General features: G+C 71.9%; 19 protein-coding genes. 6 read left to right on the top strand and 13 right to left on the bottom strand.

All coding sequences use genetic code 11. The features are described from left to right. Positions 1 to 92 precede the first annotated feature (92 nt). From lipB to GUI43_RS29450, 3 genes are all read right to left on the bottom strand, one after another. Positions 93 to 734, bottom strand: a complete 642-nt coding sequence (gene lipB, locus GUI43_RS29460) for a lipoyl(octanoyl) transferase LipB (RefSeq protein ID WP_112700265.1) — start codon at positions 732 to 734, stop codon at positions 93 to 95. 97 nt (positions 735 to 831) lie between these two features. Then, positions 832 to 2,151, bottom strand: a complete 1,320-nt coding sequence (locus tag GUI43_RS29455; RefSeq protein WP_146765970.1) for a beta-propeller domain-containing protein — start codon at positions 2,149 to 2,151, stop codon at positions 832 to 834. 57 nt (positions 2,152 to 2,208) lie between these two features. After that, positions 2,209 to 4,041: a DUF6311 domain-containing protein gene (locus GUI43_RS29450; RefSeq protein WP_112589184.1), complete on the bottom strand. Its 1,833-nt coding sequence runs from the start codon at positions 4,039 to 4,041 to the stop codon at positions 2,209 to 2,211. 218 nt (positions 4,042 to 4,259) lie between these two features. Between GUI43_RS29450 and GUI43_RS29445 the strand changes: the two genes are divergently transcribed. After that, complete coding sequence (locus GUI43_RS29445) at positions 4,260 to 5,501, top strand: extracellular catalytic domain type 1 short-chain-length polyhydroxyalkanoate depolymerase (RefSeq protein WP_112700263.1); 1,242 nt, start codon at positions 4,260 to 4,262, stop codon at positions 5,499 to 5,501. Between the two features lie 112 nt (positions 5,502 to 5,613). On the opposite strand, the gene GUI43_RS29440 is transcribed toward GUI43_RS29445, so the two are convergent. Together GUI43_RS29440 and GUI43_RS29435 are read right to left on the bottom strand one after the other, a co-directional pair. Further along, entirely contained in the window at positions 5,614 to 6,540 is a 927-nt protein-coding gene (locus tag GUI43_RS29440; RefSeq protein WP_112700262.1) for an LLM class flavin-dependent oxidoreductase, read from the bottom strand. 83 nt (positions 6,541 to 6,623) lie between these two features. Then, positions 6,624 to 7,523 carry a TIGR01777 family oxidoreductase gene (locus GUI43_RS29435; RefSeq protein ID WP_112589178.1) on the bottom strand — a complete coding sequence of 300 codons (900 nt, stop codon included), beginning with the start codon at positions 7,521 to 7,523 and terminating at the stop codon, positions 6,624 to 6,626. Positions 7,524 to 7,835: 312 nt separating this feature from the next. Between GUI43_RS29435 and GUI43_RS29430 the strand changes: the two genes are divergently transcribed. After that, positions 7,836 to 8,687, top strand: coding sequence for an NmrA family NAD(P)-binding protein (locus tag GUI43_RS29430; protein ID WP_112700261.1), 852 nt, complete (start codon positions 7,836 to 7,838; stop codon positions 8,685 to 8,687). Between the two features lie 30 nt (positions 8,688 to 8,717). Here GUI43_RS29430 and GUI43_RS29425 read toward each other — a convergent pair whose 3' ends face one another. Beyond that, positions 8,718 to 9,716, bottom strand: coding sequence for an aldo/keto reductase (locus tag GUI43_RS29425; RefSeq protein WP_112700270.1), 999 nt, complete (start codon positions 9,714 to 9,716; stop codon positions 8,718 to 8,720). Positions 9,717 to 9,772: 56 nt separating this feature from the next. Here GUI43_RS29425 and GUI43_RS29420 point away from each other — a divergent pair, with 56 nt between their 5' ends. Next, positions 9,773 to 10,222: a MerR family transcriptional regulator gene (locus tag GUI43_RS29420; RefSeq protein ID WP_112589174.1), complete on the top strand. Its 450-nt coding sequence runs from the start codon at positions 9,773 to 9,775 to the stop codon at positions 10,220 to 10,222. Positions 10,223 to 10,382: 160 nt separating this feature from the next. Here the strand turns inward: GUI43_RS29420 and GUI43_RS29415 are convergent, their stop codons facing one another. Then, positions 10,383 to 10,877 carry a hemerythrin domain-containing protein gene (locus GUI43_RS29415; RefSeq protein ID WP_112700260.1) on the bottom strand — a complete coding sequence of 165 codons (495 nt, stop codon included), beginning with the start codon at positions 10,875 to 10,877 and terminating at the stop codon, positions 10,383 to 10,385. Between the two features lie 102 nt (positions 10,878 to 10,979). Then, positions 10,980 to 12,317 (bottom strand): low temperature requirement protein A, encoded by a 1,338-nt coding sequence (locus GUI43_RS29410; RefSeq protein WP_112589170.1) that lies wholly within the window; start codon positions 12,315 to 12,317, stop codon positions 10,980 to 10,982. A 152-nt stretch (positions 12,318 to 12,469) separates the two neighbouring features. Here GUI43_RS29410 and GUI43_RS29405 point away from each other — a divergent pair, with 152 nt between their 5' ends. Then, the gene (locus GUI43_RS29405) at positions 12,470 to 13,405 is read left to right on the top strand and encodes an SDR family NAD(P)-dependent oxidoreductase (RefSeq protein WP_112700259.1); all 936 of its coding nucleotides are present in this window, start codon (positions 12,470 to 12,472) and stop codon (positions 13,403 to 13,405) included. Between the two features lie 63 nt (positions 13,406 to 13,468). On the opposite strand, the gene sucB is transcribed toward GUI43_RS29405, so the two are convergent. Beyond that, on the bottom strand, positions 13,469 to 15,307 hold the full coding sequence (sucB, locus tag GUI43_RS29400) for a 2-oxoglutarate dehydrogenase, E2 component, dihydrolipoamide succinyltransferase (protein WP_112700258.1): 1,839 nt from the start codon (positions 15,305 to 15,307) through the stop codon (positions 13,469 to 13,471). 67 nt (positions 15,308 to 15,374) lie between these two features. After that, positions 15,375 to 16,766 carry a dihydrolipoyl dehydrogenase gene (gene lpdA, locus GUI43_RS29395; RefSeq protein ID WP_112589203.1) on the bottom strand — a complete coding sequence of 464 codons (1,392 nt, stop codon included), beginning with the start codon at positions 16,764 to 16,766 and terminating at the stop codon, positions 15,375 to 15,377. Positions 16,767 to 16,944: 178 nt separating this feature from the next. Between lpdA and GUI43_RS29390 the strand changes: the two genes are divergently transcribed. Further along, positions 16,945 to 17,274, top strand: coding sequence for a hypothetical protein (locus GUI43_RS29390; protein WP_112589164.1), 330 nt, complete (start codon positions 16,945 to 16,947; stop codon positions 17,272 to 17,274). Positions 17,275 to 17,323: 49 nt separating this feature from the next. On the opposite strand, the gene GUI43_RS29385 is transcribed toward GUI43_RS29390, so the two are convergent. Next, a complete protein-coding gene (locus GUI43_RS29385; protein ID WP_112700257.1) occupies positions 17,324 to 18,898 on the bottom strand; it encodes a leucyl aminopeptidase in 1,575 nt (524 codons plus the stop codon). A 162-nt stretch (positions 18,899 to 19,060) separates the two neighbouring features. On the opposite strand from GUI43_RS29385, the gene gcvT reads away from it, so the two are divergent. Then, positions 19,061 to 20,191 carry a glycine cleavage system aminomethyltransferase GcvT gene (gcvT, locus tag GUI43_RS29380; RefSeq protein ID WP_112700256.1) on the top strand — a complete coding sequence of 377 codons (1,131 nt, stop codon included), beginning with the start codon at positions 19,061 to 19,063 and terminating at the stop codon, positions 20,189 to 20,191. A gap of 147 nt (positions 20,192 to 20,338) precedes the next feature. Here gcvT and GUI43_RS29375 read toward each other — a convergent pair whose 3' ends face one another. Beyond that, positions 20,339 to 21,634: a DUF2314 domain-containing protein gene (locus tag GUI43_RS29375; RefSeq protein WP_112605085.1), complete on the bottom strand. Its 1,296-nt coding sequence runs from the start codon at positions 21,632 to 21,634 to the stop codon at positions 20,339 to 20,341. Positions 21,635 to 21,701: 67 nt separating this feature from the next. After that, on the bottom strand, positions 21,702 to 21,974 hold a 273-nt coding region (locus GUI43_RS29370), incomplete at its 5' end, for an adenosylcobinamide-GDP ribazoletransferase (protein ID WP_211326776.1).

Here is a 21,974-nt window from a genome sequence, read left to right as displayed (position 1 = left end):
GACTCCACCATAGGGACGATCGGCCGGACGCCCCACGGGACACTCGGTGCGGAATTTCTGGCCGGCGACCCCGGGGGCCGCCGACGTGACGCTCAGACCTCGACGAGGGTGGAGAGTCGACGCTCGACCACCGGCAGCACGTCGGCGACGCTGACCGGGCGACCCAGCTCCGCGGTGAGCGAGGTGACGCCCGCGTCCCGGATGCCGCACGGCACGATCCGGTCGAAGTACGTCAGGTCGCAGTCGCAGTTGATCGAGAAGCCGTGCAGGGTGACGCCCCGGGCCACCCGGATGCCGATGGCCGCCACCTTGCGGGCCGGCCCCCGGTCGTCCTCGGGCACCCAGACCCCGCTGCGCCCCTCGACCCGGCCGGCGGTCAGCCCGATCTCGGCGCACACGTCGATGAGCAGCTCTTCGGTCCGGCGCACGTAGGCGACCACGTCCACCGGGTCGGGCAGGCGCAGGATCGGGTAACCGACGAGCTGCCCCGGCCCATGCCAGGTGATCTTGCCGCCACGGTCCACGTCGACGACCGGGGTGCCGTCCATGGGCCGGTCCCACGGTTCGGTGCGCTTGCCCGCGGTGTAGACGCTCGGGTGCTCGAGCAGCAGCACTGTGTCGCCGCGCTCGCCAGCCACCACCGACTCGTGCAGGCGCCGCTGCTCGTCCCAGGCGGCCTGGTAGTCGAGCAGGCCGGCACGGACGGCCGTCAGGCCGGGGGTCGTCGTCGTCACGGCAACCAGCCTAGTCCCGTCAGAGGCGATCTTCCCTGGTGAGCCGCCTCACGAGGACCTCGTCGTGCCGGTCGCGGCACCGCTCGGCGGCTCGTTGTCACGCCGGAGCAGGGCCCGTCGCAGGGCGGCGGCGGATCCGGCGAACGACGAGAGCGATCGCGAGCAGCGTCGGCACGCCCAGCGTCAGGTAGACCCAGAGCGGGGCGGCGAACGGCGACGGCCGGGGCTCCGACCCACCGAACGCGGCAGGGGTCAGCAGGTCGCCCGGCACCGCCAGATTGGTCGACCCGACCGGCGTGGTCACCAGCACCTCGCGACCGCCGTCGGGCGACAGCGCGGCGAGAACGGCTTGCTGGTCCGTGTCCGCCTCCGTCTCGCTGACATACCGCAGGATCGGGTCGTTTCCGCGCCAGCCGATGACCCCGCTGGCCGAGGTGCCGGCCGGCAGGGCCTGGCCGACCGCCTGACCGGTGGCCGTGTCCAGGAACTCGATTCGCCAGGTGCGCGCCGCCGCCTGCTCGGCCGTGCACCTGGGCCCGGCGCAGCCGTCGAAGGCGAGCAGCGCGAGCCGCCGGCCGTCGGGGTGCCAGGCGGCGGGGCCGGCCAGTATCCGCCGGTCGCCCAGGTCTACCTGCCAGCGAGGACCGCCGCCGGCCGGGTCGAGGACCACCAGTCGCTGGCGCTCGGCGAGCTGGGCAGGCACGTCCGGCGAGCCGGTGACCGCCACCAGGTCGCCACCGGGTGACCAGGCCGCCCCGTTGTGGGCGGCGAAGGTGCCGGCCGCGACCACCTGCTCGGTGCCCTGGTACGGGTCGACGACGAGCAGGTCGTCCGGCTTCTCCGGATCGTTCAACTGCTGGTTGTCCGGCCCGTAGCTGATCACCGGATCGTCGTTGCTGCGGGTGCCGAGCACGCGTCGGCCATCCGGCGACCAGGCGAAAGGGTGCAGCCCGGGTGTCACTGTGCGGCGCTGCCGGCCGGTGGTGAGGTCCAGCAACTCGCCGGACTGCGGCCGCAGGTAGTGGCGCCCGTCGGGGGAGAGCAGCCCGTGCCCCTCGGCTATGCCGATCGGAATGAGCCGGTAGGCGCCGTCCCGGGCGACCAGCACCCCGGTCGACTCGAAATAGCGGGTGCGGTCGGTGAAGAACACCAGCGCGGCCGGACCGGCCGGGCGTTGCCCCACTGTGGCCTGCCACAGCCACGGATCGCGCACCCGGCTCGGCACCACCCCGACCGTGCTGTCGGCGACAGTGCTCCCGCCGGCCGTGCTGTCGGTGACAGTGTTCGCGACCGTGGCGGCTGGCGCGCTGAGCGCGACGCTGTTCGCGGCCGTGGCGGCTGGCGCGCTGAGCGCGACGAGCCCCAGCGCGAGCCCGACCACTGCGGCACGCCGCAATCGCCCACCGGTCAGTCCCATCGGCCTATTAGACGCGACGGCGGTCGGTCGCGATGCCCCGGCCGACCGCGTCGCGGTCTACCGGTCGGCCGGCGGGATGCGCCAGAGCCAGACGTCGTCGACCCGTTGCGGCTCGCCGAACAGGGCGGTGCCGGTACGCAGCAGCGCCGCCTCGTCGACCTCGAACTTCGCGCCGTGCACCTCGTCGGCGAGCACCACCGTCTCGATGCGCCAGTGCCGCAGGTCCGACTGGACCTCCCGGATCGTTCCGTCGGTGACGATGGGGACCAGCCCGGTGCGGCCGGCCTGGTCCATCAACGCGCTCAGCGTGCGCGGCACCGGACCGATCCGGCCCCGCCCGTCCGGCCCGCCAGGGCCGAGGAAGAAGCCGCCGGGGATCTCGAACTCGCCCTGCCGGTGCGACAACGCGTACGCCTGCCAGCGTTGGCCGTCCGGGTAGATGTCCACCGTCAGCGGCACCGGGGTCAGCACCCCGTCGGGCGACACGTAGTCCCGCCACGTGCCGGAGGTGATGAAGCGCGGGATCGGCTCCCGCTCGTCGGTCAACAGCGGGGTGGGCAGCAGCGGCACCAGGGCCACCGCGAAACCCAGCACCCAGGCCAGCTCCGTGGGGCGGTACCGGGGTGGCGCGGCGCGCAACTGGTCGACGGTGTACGCCAGTAACAGCCCGATCACTGGCGCGACCACCAGTGCCAGCCGGGCCGGTAGCGCGGCGTTCACCACCGGCAGTTGCCCGACCAGGTCGAACGGCATGGGCAGATCGGTGCGTCGGCCGTCGACCTTGGCGACCGGCCCGAAGGAGAGCACCGCGAAGATCAGCGCGAGGGCGCCCAGCGCCCAGAGGGTGGCCCGGCGGTGCGGGTCGGCCCGCCGCCAGAGCACGACGAAACAGATCACGGTGAGCACCAGCAGCGGGATGCCGAAGAACGAGTTCTCCTCGGTCGGGTTCGGCGCCAGCGAGGTGCCCAACCCGGCCTCGCCGGCCAGTGAGCGGCGCGGGAAGGCGGCGAACGCCGCGATGTCCTCGGAGTGGATCACCGGGTCGAAGCCGGTGCCGTGGAACCGTTGTGGCCCGGCGAAGTGCAACCACAGGGGGTACGACAGCAGCACACCGGCGACCACGGCGGTCACCCCGAGCCCGCGCAGGAAGGTGGGCAGCGCGGCGCGGGCCTCCACCCGGTTGGCCGGGTGCAGCGCCCAGATGGCGACGAACACCCCCAGCGCCAGCGCGGTGAAGAAGAGCCCTTCGGCGGCGATCGAGAAGGCCACCGCGACCAGCACGCCGAGGATCACCCCGTCACGTAGCCAGTGCCCGGCGCGGCGCAGCGCGAACAGCCGCCAGATCAGCAGCGGCACCAGCCAACCGGCGGTCCAGTTCAGGTGCGCGTTGGCGTGCGACACCATGCCGGGGGAGTAGGCGATGAACAGCGCGCCGACCCCGGCGGCCAGCCGGCTGCGGACCAGGTGTCGGGAGAGCAGCCAGTACCAGACCAGCGCGGTGGCGAGCAGGTTCAGGGTGAGGATCACCAGGAACGTCGCCGGCGGCCCGATCAGGTACGTGAGCGGGGCGAAGACCACCGCGTACACCGTGATCGAGGTGTTGACCGCGAGGTTCACGCCGTCCGGGACGTTGATCAGGTAGGTGAAGAGCGGGTTGTCCCCGTGGGTGACCGCGTGCCCGCCGAAGGCCAGCAGCCATTCGAAGAGCGCCTGGTCACTGGAGTTGGCGGTGATGGTGCGGACGTTCGGGTCCCGCCACAGCCCACTGGTCACCCAGACGGCGAGCGCGAGCGCCACCAGCACGACGATCAGGTCGGCCCGGCGGTCCCGGACGGCGCGCGGCGGTGACACGGGTGCGGGCCCGGTGGCCAGCGACGGGGAGGACGGCACGCAGCGGACGTTACCAACCGGACCTGGACGGGCCGGTCAGACCTGCAAGGACGGGACCGTTGGGGACGGATTCCCTCCGCCACGGCGGCGGTCTCGCGTACACAGCGTCCGTCGTGAATGTGTGAGTGTGCCCCATGTCATAGCCGCGACACGTCGTCGTAACGTCACGGCAACTCGACCGTGACCCAGTTCACAGTCTGCCCCCTCAGGAGGCCGCCGTGCGCCGCTCCTCATCCATCCTCACCCGGCTGCTCGGTGCAGCCGCCGGGCTCGCCCTCGCCGTCGTGGGCGCGGTCGCCGTCGCCGCACCCGCCCAGGCCGCCACCCTCACCCAGGTCACCGCGTTCGGCTCCAACCCCGGCAACCTCGCCATGTACGCCTACCGCCCGGACGGCCTGCCGGCCAACTCCCCGGCCGTCGTCCTGCTGCACGGGTGTACGCAGAACGCCTCCGGCTACTTCGCCAATTCCGGCTGGCAGAAGTACGCCGACCAGTGGAAGTTCGCCCTGATCGTCGCCCAGCAGCCGTCCGGCAACAACGCCAACTCCTGCTTCAACTTCTTCGAGGCGGGGGACACCACCCGAGGTCAGGGTGAGGCGCTGTCCATCAAGCAGATGGTCGACCACGCCAAGACGAACTACGGGGTCAACGGCTCCCGGGTCTACGTCAGCGGGCTCTCCGCGGGCGGGGCGATGAGCGCGGTCATGCTGGCCACCTACCCGGACGTCTTCGCCGCCGGATCGATCATCGCGGGGATCCCGTACCGCTGCGCCACCAGCATGGTCAACGCGTTCAGCTGCATGAACCCGGGTGCGGACAAGACCCCGGCCGCCTGGGGCGACCTGGTCCGCGGCGCGTACTCCGGCTACACCGGCCCGCGTCCCCGGGTGGCCATCTGGCACGGCACCTCGGACACCACTGTCACCCCGCTCAACGGCACCGAGTCCCGCGACCAGTGGACCAACGTGCGAGGGGTGTCGCAGACCCCGACCAGTACCTCGTCGCTGCCCGGCAACACCAGCCTCGAGGTGTACGGCAACGACGACGTGCGGCTTTACCGGATCTCCGGGATGGGCCACGGCACCCCGGTCGACCCGGGCTCGGCGGCCGAGCAGTGCGGCACTGCGGGCGCGTACTTCCTGGACACCATCTGCTCGACGTACCGTGACGCGCTCTTCTTCGGTCTGAACGGCGGCGGGACCAACCCGACCCCGACCCCGACGGCCACCCCCACGCCGACCCCGACGGCCACCCCCACGCCGACCCCGACGGCCACCCCGACCACGCCGCCGACCTGCGTGACGGCCAGCAACTACGCGCACGTGGCGGCCGGTCGGGCGTACCAGTCCGGCGGCTACGCCTACGCCAACGGCTCCAACCAGCGCATGGGCCTCTACAACACCTTCTACACCAGTGCCCTCAAGCAGACCGGCCCCAACCACTGGGTGGTCGGCTGCTGACCCCATCCGCCTGCCCCGCCTGCCCCTGTTGATCAAGAGGTTTGCGTCATCCGGAAGCCGGAATCTGACGCAAACCTCTTGATCAACAGGGCTGTCGGCGGGGGGGGTCAGGTCAGGCGGGGGGGCAGGTCAGGCGGGACAGGACCGGCTCCAGCGGAGCCAGCGCGTCGCTGCGGACCACGAACCGGGTCACCCCCCAGCGCTGTTCGTGCTCGGCGACCGCCGTGATGATCTCGTCCACCGTGCCGATCAGCACGAACGGGGTGGCCAGCAGCTCGGCGGGCGTCATGCCGTTGCGCCGGGCCTGCTCCGCGGCGGCAGCCTCGGCGTCGTCGGTGACCACCACCGTCTGCACCAGCGCCTCCAGCGCCGGCGGGTCGGCCCGGCCGGCTGCGCCGGCGGCCACGCAGGCCAGCTGCGCCTCGATCTGGTCGGCCCGCCAGCGCGCCTCGTGCTGGTGGCCGTCGGCGAGGGTACGTCCGAACCCGGTCAGCCCGACCACGTCGGCGTGCGCACCGGCCCAGCGCAGCAGCGTCGAGTTCGCCGTACCCATCGTCAGGGGAATCCGGTCCTGCACCGGCCGGGGTTCGCGCAACACCGCCTCGCGCATCGTCAGCTCGGCCGAGTCGACGGTGACCGAGGCCCCGTCGAGCAGGGCGCGGACCGCCTCGGCGACGGCCACGCAACGACGGACCCGGCCGGCCACGTCGGGGCGTTCCCGGCCCACCGCGCGCCACTCCGCCGGGGTGTGACCGGCGCCGACACCGAGCCGGGCCCGTCCGCCGGAGATCAGATCGAGGGTGGCCACGTCGGCAGCGAGCAGCATCGGCTCCCGTACGCCGAGATTCGACACGTACGAGCCGAGCCCGATCGTCGAGGTGACCGGGGCGGCGGCGGCCAGCGCCACGAACGGTGACGTCACGTCGCCGGGGTGGTCCGCGGCGAGCAGAGCGTCGAAGCCGGCGGTCTCGGCCCGACGGGCCAGCTCGGCCCAGCTCGCCGCGTCGGTCGGGGTGGCCTGGAGGGAGAAGGTCGCCATTGCTCCAGCATCGGCCCACGCCGGCCCACCGACGACCCACCGACCGCCGATTCTGCCGAGGGCCGAACCACCGGGATTAGGGGTCAGGGGGTTAGGGCTGCCTGGAGGGCTTGGGGGAGGGTTTGGTGGTGGTAGGGGTAGGCGGCTCTCGTTAGGACTCCGGGGAGGACCCGGGTACTGGTGAGGGCCTCGTGGGAGAAGCCGCCGAGGACCACCTTGAGCGCCAGTGCGGGGATCGGGATGATCGCTGGTCGGTGCAGTTGCCGGGCCAGCTCGCGGGTGAACTCGGCGTTGGTGACCGGGTTCGGCCCGACCACGTTGACCGGGCCGGCGATGTCGTCGTGGTCGAGCAGGAAGCGGGTCGCGTCCAGCCAGTCGGCCATCGAGATCCACGGCAGCCACTGCCGGCCGCTGCCCAGCCGGCCGGCGATGCCCAGCTTGAACGGCAGCAGTTGCGGCTTGAGCAGCCCGCCCTCGCGGTGCAGCGGCAGACCGGTACGTAGCCGGACCACGCGTACCCCGGCGTCCTCGGCCGGCCGGGTCGCGGCCTCCCAGACCCGGCAGACGTCGGCCAGGAAGCCCTCGCCGGCCGGCGCGTCCTCCTCGACCGCCCGGTCGCCGGTGTTGCCGTACCAGCCGACGGCCGATGAGTTGAGCAGCACCCGGGGTCGGTCCGGGGCGGGCAGGCCGGCGATGGTGGTCGCCAGCGTGGTGGTGCTGTCCACCCTGCTGGTGCGGATCAGCCGCCGGTAGTCGTCGTTCCAGCGTTTGTCGCCGACGCCCGCGCCGGCCAGGTTGACCACGGCGTCGGCCTCGGCGACCACGGCCGGGTCGAGCTGCCCGGCGGCCGGGTCCCACCGCCGCTCCTGCGGCCCGCCCGGCGCCCGACGGATCAGGCGGGTGACCTCGTGCCCGTCGCGGACAAGCAGGTCGGCCAGTCGGGTGCCAAGGAAGCCGGACGCACCGGCCAGAAGGATCCGCATACCCCCATCTTCGTCCAGAACGCCACCGGCGGATGCGTGGGGCTGCCGAAGGTGGGGCGTTTCGGCGAACGAATTTGCGCGGAATCCCTGTGCGGTGTGAAAGCGCAGGTCAACGAGTGTTCCCAGGGCTGAAAACGGCTGCCGCGCGTCGTCGGCCTTCAGCGCGTTTCCGCAGGTCAGAGCGAACGTGAATGCGGTGTTCGCGATTGCTTGCGGCATCGATCTGACTGACCATGAGTCATCCGAGAGCGCCCCCGGAATGGCGGGGTCGGCTCGCCGTGCCCGCCGTCGGGCGATCCCTGAGGAGGAACCATGCCGATCCTGGTGACCGGAGCGACCGGGACCGTCGGAGGCAGTGTGGTCCGACAACTGGTCAGCGCCGGCCACGACGTACGCGCACTGACCCGCGATCCCGCGTCGCCTGCGGCCGCCGCGCTACCCAGCGGAGTGGAGGTGGTGGCGGGCGACTTCGCCAGGCCCCACACGCTGGCGCGGGCGCTGCGCGGCGTGACGCGGATGCACCTCGTCGCGATGGACGGGTACGGGCCGCTGAGCACCGGTGTGGAGATTCTGGAGCTGGCCCGTCAGGCCGGCGTCCGCCGGGTCACCCACCTCGGCCACAACGATCCGAGCCGGGCCGACGATGATCCGCTTGAGGCGCCCCATCGGCCGCTGCACCGGGCTGTCGAGAACTCGGGCCTGGAATGGACGCACGTCTTCCCGGGCGAGTTCATGGCGAACACCCGCGAGTGGGCGGCCGGCATCCGCACCGAGGGGGTGGTGCGGGCGCCGTTCGGGGACTGGACCAGCGCGCTGGTCCACGAGGCGGACATCGCCGCGGTCATCGTGGCCGCGCTGACCGAGGACGGTCACGACGGCCGGGTGTACCAGCCGACCGGGCCGGAGTCGGTCCGCCGCCGGGACGCGGTCCGGATGATCGGCGAGGCGATCGGCCGTCCGGTGCGCTTCGACGAACTGACCCCGGAGCAGGCCCGCGAGTACTGGAAGGACACCTATTCCGCCGAGGTCATCGAGTGGTTTCTGGAGATGGGCCGGTATCTCGACGGCAATGCCTGGGTCGCCCCGGACGTCGAGCGGGTGACCGGACGCCCCGGGCGTACGTTCCGGCAGTGGGCCGCCGAGCACGCGGACGACTTCCGGTGACGGCGCCCGGGGCGTGGACCGGCCCGGCGGTCAGGCCGCGTGGGCCGGGCGCAGGTCGGCGAGCAGTCGCTCCACCTCGGCGTACGACTCGGCACTCAGCGGGCCCAGCTCAAGGGTGGCCAGGTTCTCGTCGGCCTGGGCCACAGTGCGCAGGCCGGGAATCGGCACGGTACGGGGGCTGCGCGCCAGCAGCCAGCCGAGCGCGCCCTGTGCGAGGGTGCGCCCGTCGGCGGTGAGCGCCGCGCGGACCTGGTCGACCCGGGCCGCCCAGCGTGGCGTCGGACGGCCGTCGGTGAACCACTCCAGCCACTCCGGTGCCCGTCCGCGCACATCGTCCGCCCCGACCGCCCGGGTCGACCCGGTGAGCAGCCCCATCGCCAACGGCCCACGGTTGAGGCTGGCCAGGTCGTGCTTGTCGCAGACCGCCAGCACCGCCGCGTTGTCGCGCAGCACCGACTCGTCGTGCTGGATCGCGGCGCAGTGCGGGCCGGCGGCCGCGAACGCCTCGGCCGAGGCCGGGTCGTCGGTGCTCCAGCCGTACGCCCGGATCTTGCCCTGGTCGACCAGGGCCTCCAGGGTGTCGACCAGATCGAGCGCGGCGGGCACCGGCAGTGCGTTGATGTGCAGTTGGTAGAGGTCGACGTGGTCGGTGCCGAGCCGGCGGAGCGAGTCTTCCAGGCTGCGCACCGCGAACGCCGGGCTGGCGTCGGTGCCGAGCGCCCGCCGGGTGCTCTCCTCGCTGACGTTGCCGAACTTGGTGGCGATCACCACGCTGTCCCGTCGCCCGGCCAGGGCTCGACCGAGGATCCGCTCGCTGTGCCCGGCACCGTAGTTGCTGGCGGTGTCGAACAGGGTCACCCCGAGATCGAGCGCCCGGTGGATGGTGCGGATCGACTCGTCGTCGTCCACCTCACCCCAGCCGAACGGCTGCCCGTCGTCACCCCAGAGCGGGCCGCCGATCGCCCAGCACCCCATTCCGATCGCGCTCACCGTGATGCCGCTGCGTCCCAGCGTCCGTGTCGTCGTCATGGTCACCAGCCTCCAACCTGGAGCGCGCTCCAGGTCAAGCACTACCATCTCGCGACATGAGCGGTTACGCCCCCTCGGAGGCCGCCCGCCGCAGCGGCTTCAGCCTCGACACTCTGCGGTACTACGAGAAGATCGGCCTCCTCGCGGACGTGGAGCGGACGGCAGGCGGGCAGCGGGTCTTCACCGACGACGACCTCGGCTGGCTGGTGCTGTTCCGCTGCCTGCGCGACACCGGGATGCCGATCGCGCAGATGCGCCGCTACGCGCAACTGGCCCGCGACGGCGAGCACACAACCGACGAGCGGCACGAGTTGCTGTGCCACCACGCGGCGCGGGTGGAGGAGCAGATGCGCCTGCTCCAGCGCCAGTACGACCACCTGCGGGAGAAGATCCGCTTCTACGAGCGACTGCCCGCTACCGCCCCGGGCCCGGAAGCCGGGCACCGGCACCTGGAGCGTGTGTCAAAGCCCTCGACCGAGGCTTCGACGCACGCCCTGAACGAGTAAGTCCCCTGACTATCACCGTCGGTCACCTGCGTCGGGGGGCATGCGGCATCAAGCGGTATACCTCAGAGGCATAAATATGCCTCTGAGGTATATCCCTCCTCAGCAGATCGACATGGCTCGGCAGCCGAGCGCACGGTGGACCGGGTAACTCAGGATCGAGTTAGAGGGGACCGGGCGCGGTCAGGCCGAGCAGTTCCTCGGTCGTTCCGGTTCGACCGGTGAGCGCGTTCAGGGCGCTGACCAGCCGCTTCTCCTCGTAGCGGAAGTGCGACTCCAGCAGGGCGGCCAACCCGCCCAACTCGGCGCGCACCTTGTCGACCGGCACCGCCGCGTCGCCGCCCAGCAGTGCCTCGACCCGTTCCAGGATCCCCGCCACCACCTCGTGATCGGTGATCAGGTTGTCGATGACCGGGCGCAGCTCGGGAGCCTCCTCGGCCAGCAGCTGGAACGCGCCCGCGTCCTCACCGGTGTGGTGTCGGCCGAGCGCGGCGCAGAAGGTCAGGCAGTGCGCCCGCAGGTCCCGGGACGGGGTGTCGAGGCTTGTCTGCAGCCGGGCCAGTTCCGCACTGAGCCAGAGGTGGATCTCGATCATCTGATTGCCGACGGCGGTGAGCCGGCCGGCCGGTGAACCGGTTGGGTGCACGTTTCTTCCCATGCTGTCCCCGCGCCTCCATGCCCACGGCGGCCTTCGGGCCGGGTGCACCGCGACGCTGCGCCGAAGTCTAGGGCCGGCCGGTCACACCCCCAAACCCGGGAATCACGGCGTGGTCGGCTCGTCGGTCTCCCGGACGTCGTGCCAGCGCGCGCGCCACTCGGCCTCGTGGGCCTCGTGGGTGGTCCGCTCCTGGAAGACGGCGGACCGCAACGCGTGCCGGGACTGCGCCATCACCATCACCTCCACGGCCACCAGCACCACGCAGATCACTGTCGCGAGGGTGAGCGCGCCCAGCGCCGGCAGGTGCTGGCCGATCGGGAGGGCCGCGATGAGCGCCACGATGACGCCGACGCGGGTCCAGGTGACGGTGTGCAGGGTGCGCAACTGGAAGAGCAGGTTGACGGCGAAATAGCAGATCAACCCGCCGAAGAGCATTGGCACCGCCGGTCCCTCGACCTTCTCGGCGATCCCGCCGGCCGGGTCGGTGATCTTGTGCAGGACCTCCTCGTTGCCGATCGAGAAGAGGATCACGCCGGCGATCATCGGCAGGTAGAGGTACGCGTACGCGTCGCGGGCCATCGCCACCCGGGGAGCGCCCTCGGCCGCGTGCAGGGCGATCCGGGCGGCCGGCCCGATGAAGTCGAAGTGCGCCCACCAGAGGGCGGCGGTGACCACGATGCCGAGCGCGGCGGCGGCCACCGCCGGCCAGGTGACCGGCTTGCCGAGCAGGTTGCCGCCGACGCCCGTCGAGATGATCGACTCGCCCAGCGCGATGATCAGGATGAGGTCGTAGCGCTCGGTCCAGTGCTCGGCGCTGGTCACCCCCCAGCCCCAGGTCCCGACGATGAAGCCGGTGGCGTACTGCACCACCACCACGGCGATCCACAGGCCGTCGCGGATCATGGCGGCCTGGTCGGGGTCGGCGATCTGCGGTGGGATGAGCGCGGCGGCCAGCAGCAGCACGATGCTCACCGCCAGCTCCGGGGCGAACCGCCGCAGTTGCCGCCGCTCCTGCGGGCTGTCCCGGACCACGTGCTGATAGAGGATCCAGTGGATGCCGCGGACCACGACGTAACTGATCGCCACCAGCATCGGGCCGGCAGCGCTCCCCTTCGGGTCGGTGAACGCCTGTGGCAGTGCCAGCGCGAACGCGAACAGGGCGACCATCGCGATCACCATGAGCACCGGGACGTAGCCCTCGCCGAGCCGGACCCGGGTGGCGACGAGGCTGTGTACCACCCAGATCCACCAGAGCACGGCGAGCACCAGGCCGGCGTGCAGCAGTTGCCGGCTGGAGATGTTCGCGGCGGTGGCCCGGGTGATGATGAAGAACGAGAAGACGAAGACCAGGTCGAAGAAGACCTCGAACTTGTCCACCCGGGCGCCCGGGGCGATGGGGACGGCCGGTCCCAGCTGTCCACCCCGCCGGTAGCCGCCCACGATCCCACTCTGGCAGCGTCCGGGCTGGTCGGAGGCCCGAACGGCGATGGCGGCGGGTCCGGCGTTACCTCCGGCCCGGGTCGGGGAAACACCGGGGCCACGGCCTCTCGCAGCGGGCCGGTCGGTCCGCCCACCCCGGACAAGGATGGACAATGACGACCAACAACCCGATCACCACTTCGTTCACCCATCACTCCACCGCCATGGACGTGATCCGGGGCGTGGACCTCGTCGGGCGGCGGGCGATCGTCACTGGCGGGTCCTCCGGGATCGGCGTGGAGACCGCCCGCGCCCTGGCCAGCGCCGGCGCGGAGGTCACACTGGCCGTCCGCAACCCCGACGCGGGTCAGCAGGCGGCCAACGACATCAGCGGCACCACCGGCAACGACCGCGTCCTGGTCGCCCCGCTCGACCTCGCCGACCAGGGTTCGATCGCCGACTTCGTCGCCAACTGGGACGGCCCGCTGCACATCCTGGTCAACAACGCCGGCATCATGGCCGCACCCCTGTCCCGCACCCCGCAGGGCTGGGAGATGCAGTTCGCCACCAACCACCTGGGGCACTTCGCGCTCGCCACCGGGCTGCGCCCGGCACTCGCCGCCGCGGACGGGGCCAGGATCGTCTCGGTCAGCTCCGCCGCCCACCTGCGCTCACCGGTGGTCTTCGAGGACATCCAGTACGACAAGCGGGAGTACGAGCCGTGGCAGGCGTACGGGCAGTCCAAGACGGCCAACGTGCTGTTCGCCGTGGAGGCCACCCGGCGCTGGGCCGACGACGGCATCCTCACCAACTCGCTGATGCCCGGCGCGATCCGGACCAACCTCCAGCGTTACGTGAGCGAGGAGGAACTGGCCCGGCTGCGTGCGGGCAACGCGGCGGCCTGGAAGACCGTCGAGCAGGGTGCCGCCACCTCCGTGCTGGTCGCGGCCTCGCCGCTGCTCGACGGCGTGGGCGGGCGTTACTTCGAGGACTGTCAGCAGGCCGCCCCCGCCCAGCCCGGCGGGCGGACGGGCGTCGCCGACTACGCGCTCGACCCGGAGGCCGCCGAACGGCTCTGGCAGGTCTCGACCGCCCTGCTCAAGGGCTGAGGACCGCGAACGAAAGGGCGCCCCGGTCGACGACCGGGGCGCCCTTTCGGCAATGCGGGTGGATCAGGCCAGGCCCAGCTCCGAGTCGAAGTTGCCGGCCTCCAGCCGCTCCTTGACAGCGGTCAGGAAGCGGGCCGCGTCGGCGCCGTCGATCAGCCGGTGGTCGTAGGACATGGCCAGGTAGACCATCGACCGGACCGCGATGACCTCGCCCAGCTCCGGGTCGTTGACCACGACCGGCCGCTTCACCACGGCACCCGTGCCGAGCATCGCCGACTGCGGCGACGGCACGATCGGGGTGTCGAAGAGCGCGCCCCGGCTGCCCGTGTTGGTCAGCGTGAAGGTCGCCCCGGCCATCTCGTCCGGGGTGATCTTGTTGGCCCGGGTGCGTTCGGCCAGGTCGGCGATCCGCTTGGCGATGCCGCCCATGTTGAGGTCACCGGCGTTGTGGATGACCGGCACGAGCAGCCCGCGCTCGGTGTCCACTGCGATGCCGAGGTGCTCGGCGGCCGGGTAGGTGATCGTGCCGCCGTCCAGGTCCATGCTGGCCTGGATGATCGGGTGGGTCTGCAGCGCCTCGATGGCGGCGAGGGCGAAGAACGGCAGGAAGGACAACTTCACGCCGTGCTTGGCCTGGAACGAGTCCTTCGCCTGGACCCGCAGCTTGGCGACCTTGGTGACGTCGACCTCGACGACAGTGGTCAGCTGCGCCGTCTCGTGCAGCGACTGCTGCATCCGCTTGGCGATCGTCGCCCGGATCCGCGGCAGCTTCTCCGTGGTGCCCCGCTTGGTGCTCGGCTGCGGCTTCGCGGCCGGCTTGGCCGAGGGCGCGGCAGCGGCGGGAGCGGCCGCCGGAGCCGGAGCGGCCTTGGCGGCCTTCGCCTTCTCGGCGGCCTCCAGCACGTCCTGCTTGCGGATCCGACCACCCACGCCGGTGCCGTTGAGCGCGGCCAGGTCGACGCCGTGCTCACTGGCCAGCTTGCGCACCAGCGGGGTCACGTACCCGGCGGCCTCCTCGCCGGCACCCGGTGCCGGGGCGGACGGGCGTGCCGGCGCCGAGGTCGACGCGGCGGGCTGCGCGGCCTGCTCGGTCTTCGCCGGCTGCGCCGAGCTCTCGGTCTCCGCGGCGGGCTCGTTGTACGACATGCCGGGGGTCGGCTCCTCGACCTTCGGCTCCGGCTTCGGCTCGGCCTTCGGCTCCGGCTTGGCCTCCGCCTTCGGCTCGGGCTTCGGCTCGGGCTGTGCCGGGGCGGGGGCCGCACCGGCAACGCCGATGATCGCCAGGTCGGCGCCGACTGCGGCGGTCTCGTCCTCGGCGACCTTGATCTCCAGCACCGTGCCGGCGACCGGCGACGGGATCTCGGTGTCCACCTTGTCGGTGGAGACCTCCAGCAGCGGCTCGTCGACCTCGATGGTCTCGCCGACCTGCTTCAGCCAGCGGGTGACAGTACCCTCGGTGACGCTCTCGCCCAGGGCGGGCATCTTCACCGCGGTGCCCTCGCCCGACGAGGCGGCGGCCGGAGCCGGCGCCTCGGCCGGGGCCTCGTCCTGGGCCACCTCGTCGGCGGTGCCCTCGGCGGCGGCCGTCGGCTCGGCGGCCGGCTCGACCGACTCGGCCGGGGCCTGCTCCTGCGGGGCGGCCTCGCCGCCGCCGGTCGACTCGCCCTCACCGGCGATGACGGCCAGCTCGCTGCCGACCTCGGCGGTCTCGTCCTCGCCGACCACGATCCGGCTCAGCACGCCGGCAGCGGGTGACGGGATCTCGGTGTCGACCTTGTCGGTGGAGACCTCGAGCAGGGGCTCGTCGACCTCGACCGTGTCGCCCTCCTGCTTGAGCCAGCGAGTGACGGTGCCCTCGGTGACGCTCTCGCCGAGCCGGGGCATGGTGACCGATACCGGCATTTTCTGAGACTCCTTCATTCCCCTGGTGGGATCTTCGCCCGTCGCCGGACGCCGCGGTTTTGGATGATCAGGCGTGCGCGTGCAGCGGCTTGCCGGCGAGGGCCAGGTGCGCCTCGCCCAGGGCCTCGTTCTGGGTCGGGTGGGCGTGCACGAGCTGTGCGACCTCCGCCGGGTAGGCCTCCCAGTTGTAGATGAGCTGCGCCTCACCGATCAGCTCACCCACCCGGGCGCCGATCATGTGTACGCCGACCACCGGGCCGTCCTCGACCCGGACCAGCTTCACGAAGCCCGTGGTCTTGAGGATCTGGCTCTTTCCGTTGCCACCCAGGTTGTAGTTGTACGTCTTGACCTTGTCGGCGCCGTACTGCTCCTTGGCCTTGGCCTCGGTGAGGCCCACCGACGCCAGCTCCGGGTCGCAGTAGGTGACGCGGGGGATGCCGACCTCGTCGATCACGGCGGGGGTCTGCCCGGCGATCTCCTCGGCGACGAAGATGCCCTGCTGGAAGCCGCGGTGTGCGAGCTGGAGGCCGGGCACGATGTCGCCGACGGCGTAGACGTTCGGCACGCTGGTGCGCAGCCGCTCGTCGGTCAGCACGTAGCCGCGGTCCATCTTGACGCCCTGCTCCTCGTACCCGAGGTTGGCGGTGTTCGGGCCGCGACCGACGGCGACCAGCAGCAGCTCCGCCTCGACGGTCTCGCCGCCCTGGATGGTCAGCTTGACGCCGCTCTCGGTCTTCTCGACCTTCTCGAACGGCTTGCCGACCTTGAAGTTGATCTTCCGCTTGCGGAACGCCCGCTCCAGCGCCTTGGAGGACTCCTCGTCCTCGGCGGCGACCAGCCGGGGCAGCGCCTCGACGATCGTCACGTCCACACCGAAGGACTTCCACACGCTGGCGAACTCGACGCCGATCACGCCGCCACCGAGCACGATCACCGACGACGGCACCCGGTCCATCGTGAGGGCGTGGTCGCTGGTGATGATCCGCTCGCCGTCGACCTCCAGGCCGGGCAGGCTCTTCGCGTACGAGCCGGAGGCCAGGACGATGTTGCGGCCGGTGTAACGCTTGCCGTCCACCTCGACCACGTTCTTGCCGACCAGCTTGCCGGCGCCCTCGACGATCGTGATGCCCTTGTTGCCCTTCAACATGCCCTGCAGGCCCTTGTACAGGCGGGCGATCACGCCGTCCTTGTACGAGTTGACCCCGGCCATGTCGATGCCGATCAGCTCGGCCTTCACGCCGAACTGCTCCGACTCGCGGGCCTGGTCGGCGATCTCGGCGGCGTGCAGCAGGGCCTTCGTCGGGATGCATCCGTTGTGCAGGCAGGTGCCGCCGAGTTTGCCCTTTTCGACCAGCGCGACCTTCAGGCCCAGCTGGACGGCGCGCAGCGCGGTCGCGTAGCCGCCGCTGCCACCTCCGAGAATGACAATGTCGAAGGTCGCTTCGTTCGGCTCGCTCACGTCCAACTCCCAGGTCGCGTCGCTGCATCGGGGGTCACAGAGGTGTAACACGGACACACCCCACCTCGGTCATCTTGTCACCACCGGGCACAGGGTGCGTACCGAGGTGCCCAACGACACGTCATCGACACGTACCCTTGGCACCGTCGTCGATGACGCAACGTGGGGGAGAGATCCGGTGGGCTTGTTCCGGCGCCGCAAACAGGCGGCTGTGCCGAGCCATGACCGTGCCGCGAGTCGCGGCGATCTGGACCATTTGGAGAACTTCATCCGGAGTCGGCGCGGCGTCGAGGCGTACATCGAACCCCGCACGACGGTGACGGAGACCACTGTCATCCTGATCGCCGACGACGGGGAGTGGACCCGTCGGCGCATCGACGGCCCGGACGGAGCCCGGCGCTTCGCGTACCGGATGGGCATCCCGGTGTACGACGTCCGGCTGATGGGCTACCCGCAGCGGATGCGCGACTTCAACGAGCGCCGCAAGCGTCGCCCCGAGCGGTACTGAGCCAAGCGAAAGGGGCCCCTTGAGCAGGGGGCCCCTTTCGCGTGTTCCGTCAGCCGTTGGTGGCGACGTCCTCGACGAGCTGCACCAGCGTACGGACCGGAACGCCGGTGCCGCCCTTGGTCCAGTAGCCGGTCGGCTCGCCCGAGTGGTAGCCCGGGCCGGCGATGTCGATGTGCGCCCAGGCCACGTCGTCGGTCACGAACTCGCGCAGGAACACGCCGCCCTGCAGCATGTGACCGGCCCGGTCCATCCCGGCGTTGACCTGCGAGATGTCCGCCACATCCGACTCCATGCCCTTACGGACGTCGTCGGGCAGCGGCATCGGCCAGGCCGGCTCGCCGACGGCGTCGCCGGCCACCTTCACCCGGTCGCACAGCTGCGGGGTGCCCATCACGCCGGCCATCCGCTTACCCAGCGCGATGACCTGGCCGCCGGTCAGCGTGGAGGTCTCGAACAGGTAGTCGGTGCCGTCCGCGCAGGCGCGGGCGATGGCGTCGCCCAGGATCATCCGGCCCTCGGCGTCGGTGTTGAGCACCTCGACCCGCTTGCCGTTGAACATGGTGATCACGTCACCCGGCCGGTAGCTGGTGCCCGACGGCATGTTCTCCGCCATCGGCAGGTACGCGCTGACCGCCACCGTCGGCTTCAGCGCGGCGATCGCCAGCATGGCCGCGCCCACCGCGGCGGCGCCCGCCATGTCGGACTTCATCTCCCACATGCCCTGCGCCGGCTTGATCGAGATGCCGCCGGTGTCGAAGGTGATGCCCTTGCCGACCAGTGCGACCCGCTTGCCGTTGCCGCCGTCCTGCGGGGTGTAGGTCAGCTTCACCAGTCGCGGCGGGGCCTCCGAGCCCTGCCCGACCGCGACGATGCCGCCGTACCCGCCAGCGGCCAGCGCCGCCTCGTCGAGCACCTCGACGCCGAGGCCCGCCTCACGCGCCGCACTGGCGACCGCGTCGGCGAACGACGGCGGACGCAGCTCGTTCGGCGCGGTGTTCACCCAGTCCCGGCTGAGCCGGACCGCGCCCGCCACGGCCTGCGCCCGGGCGACCTCGGACTGGGCGCCCGCGTCGCTGGCGTCCGGCACCGCGATGAGCACCTCGGCCACCGGCTCCCGCCGGGCCGGCTGGGGCCGGGTCTTGTAACCGGCGAACCGGTACCCACCGAGCAGCGCGCCCTCGGCGACCGCGCGCAGCTCGGCCGACGCGTCCGCGTCGTCCGGCAGCGGCAGCGCCAGCGCGACCCGGGGGGCGCCCGCCAGGGCCCGGATCGCCGCACCGGCGGCCCGGCGCAGCGTCTCCGGGGCCGGGGCGGCACCCGACGGCTCCGGGCCGAGCCCGACCGCCGTGACCAGCGGGGCGGTCACGGTGCCCAGCGTGGCCAGCTTGATGACCTCACCCGGCCCGCCGGTCGCGCCGAGCAGCGCGAGGGTCTCGGTCAGCTTGCCGTCGAACGCGGCCGCGATGCTCTCCGCGCCGCTGGCGAGCAGCAGGGTGCCGGCGAGGCCGCTGGTGGCGCCCTGCTCTCCGGTCTGGCTGTGCACGCCGATCACGATCGCGTCGACGGCGAGCTCGGCCGGGTCGGTGTCGACCAGGCTCAGGTTGGTGGTGCGGGGTGAAGTCACTGAAGCTACTCCGGGCGGGCCGGGCCGGTCGCGACGTCGCGTACCAGCGGTGAAGGTCTCCGGCGGAACCTACCCGCCGGACGTCATGGCTGTCCCGCCGACAGCGCCAGCGGGCTCCCGCCGATGCTAACCAGCGACGTTGCCCCCGGTAAGTTGCCACCCATGACCGACGTGACCTCCGACGCCGCCGCGACCCGGCTGCGCCGTTCCCCGCTGCACGAGCGGCACACCGCCGCCGGAGCCAAGTTCGCCCCCTTCGGGGGCTGGGAGATGCCCCTGGAGTACGCCGGCGGCGGAGTGCTCAAGGAGCACACCGCGGTGCGTACGGCGGTCGGGGTCTTCGACGTGTCACACCTGGGCAAGGCCCGGGTGAGCGGCCCCGGCGCGGCCGACTTCGTCAACTCCTGCCTCAGCAACGACCTGGGCCGGATCGGCCCGGGCCGGGCGCAGTACACGCTCTGCTGCGACGACGCCACCGGCGGCGTGGTGGACGACATCATCGCCTACCTCTACGCCGACGACCACGTCTTCCTCATCCCGAACGCGGCGAACACCGCCGAGGTGGTGCGCCGGTTGCGCGCCGCCGCTCCCGCGCAGGTGACAGTCACCGACGAGCACGAGGCGTACGCGGTGCTGGCCGTGCAGGGCCCCCGCTCGGCCGAGTTGCTGGCCGCCCTGGACCTGCCCACCGAACACGGCTACATGAGCTTCTCCGCCGCGAGCCTGGCCGGGGTGGAGCTGACCGTCTGCCGTACCGGCTACACGGGTGAGCTGGGCTACGAGCTGGTGGTGCCGGCGGAGCACGCTGTCGCCGTCTGGGATGCGCTCTTCGCCGCCGGCGCGGCGTTCGAGCTGCGCGCCTGCGGACTGGCCGCCCGGGACACGCTGCGGACCGAGATGGGTTACCCGCTGCACGGGCAGGACCTCTCCCTGGACATCAGCCCGGTGCAGGCCCGCTCCGGCTGGGCGGTCGGCTGGGACAAGCCGGCCTTCTGGGGCCGCGACGCGCTGCTCGCCGAGAAGGCCGCCGGCCCCCGGCGTACGCTGCGCGGCCTGGTGGCCGTCGACCGGGCCATCCCGCGGCCCGGCATGACCCTGCACGTGGGCGACACCCAGGTCGGCATCGTGACCAGCGGCACCTTCTCGCCCACTCGCAAACAGGGCATAGCGCTGGCCCTACTGAACACCGACGCCAACCTGACCGACGGCGACGAGGTCGAGATCGACATCCGAGGCCGCCGAGCCCCCCTGAAGCTGACCAAGCCCCCTTTCGTAACCCCCTCAGTGAAGTAACCCCACCCCCCACCCCACCCCCAGCCCAGCCCAGGTTGATCATGAGGTTGGCGGGGCGTTGGGAGATCAAATCCCCCGCTAACCCCATGATCAACCTGGGCTGGGCTGGGCTGGGGGGTGGGGTGGGGGGTGGGGTGGGGGGTGGGGTTAGCGTGAGGGGGTTGGGGGTTCGCCTGAGTCCAGGACTGCTTGGGTCCAGCCGCCTTCTATGACGCCTGTGGCGTCGAGGACGGCCCAGTCGACGACGTCGGACGTCTCCACGACCACGGGGGTGCCGATGCGCACGCTCTGGTCGGTGTTGGCGTCGCTGGCGCTCACGCCGACGATGCGTTCCGGGGTCTCCCACGAGGTGACGCCCGCCCAGACGTACTCCGGGCCGTCGTCTCCGGGCAGGCCGTACTTCACCACCAGTTGCGACTCGGTGGGGAACTGGCCGGCGACGAACCGGGCCCGCGCGTCGTCCAGCGCGGCCCTGGCGGTGGCGACCGCGCGGCTCATCGCGTCACCGGAGCGGGCGTAGCGCACGTCCGGTTGGATCCCGGAGAACAGGGTCGCGCAGGCGGCGGCGTAGTAGCGCCCGTCCGGGCCGGGGTGCCCGGCCGGCGGGCGCAGGCTGAGGAACGAGTCGGCCTCCGGGTCGGTCGCCGGGTCCAGTTCGAGGCGGAGCAGCACCGGGGCGGTGGCGCCGTGCTGCTCCGGGTTGCCGTACGCCACCGCGATGTCGTGGCCGGTGACCGTGGCCAGTACCGGCAGCTGCACGAACGCCGGCACCTCCTCGCCGGTGAGCCCGTCGGTCCAGTCCCGCAGCAGTCGGCGGGCCGCCCCGGTCATCACCGCACCCCAGGCACGGGTGAGGTGGTCGGGCACCCCCTGGGTCTGCAACTCCAGCAGACCGAAGCGGCGCAGCCCCTTGGTGGTGAACCACAGGCCCTCGGTGTCCGAGGAGTACGGCACCAGCACCCAGTCGACAAGGCGGATGCGGCCCTGCTCGTCGGGGAGGGAGCGCAGCGCGGTCGCCGGGTCGAGGAACTGGAGGCCGAAGACGTCCACCACGTCGCTGTCGACGGATTCCGCCACGGCGGCAGCGACCGCCCGGGCGGCCCACTCGTGCGCGGGTGGCCAACCGGGCCGGTACTCGGCCTGTACGACCACCAGGTGCGTCGCCGCCGCCAGCCGGTCCAGCTGCTCCTTTGTGGCACCGAACGCGGTGAGCAGGTCCGGTGGCAGCTCGGGGAACTCGGCGATCGGCCGGGTGTCGACGCTCATCAGCGGGCTGTCGAGCATCTGCCGGGCCAGCCCGTGGACCGGCTCGGCCAGCCGGCCGGTCAGGGCCGCCACCGCGGTCTTCGCACTGACCTTCGGTAGCCCCGCCATCGGCACCAGGTAGGTCGCGCTGAGCGACTCCGGCACCGGAACGGGCAGGAAGTCGTCCGTGATGAGCATTGTGGGATCCCCCGGTGGCCGCGCCGGTGTTGTCGAGCCGAACGCTACCCGGCCCGCCGGGCCCGGTTCAGCCGGACAGCACCAGACCCAGGTAGACCAGCGTGGTGACCACCTCGACGGTCGCGCCCAGGACGTCGCCGGTGATCCCGCCGAGGCGGCGTACCACGTGGTTGAGCAGCGGTAGCGCGACGGCGATCGCGGCGACGACGGTCAGCGGCCCCTGCCACGGACGGCCCGGCACCGCGGGCACCGCCAGCAGCATGACGGCGACCGCGCCGGCGGCAACCGCCACCGGGCCGACCGTGCCCGCGACCAGCGCGCCCAGCCCGTCGGGCCGGGC

Origin of the sequence: Micromonospora noduli (assembly GCF_003264365.1) — a bacterium.
In the GTDB taxonomy this organism is placed as follows: Bacteria; Actinomycetota; Actinomycetes; order Mycobacteriales; family Micromonosporaceae; genus Micromonospora; species Micromonospora noduli.
This window is presented reverse-complemented; position numbering and strand designations above follow the sequence as displayed.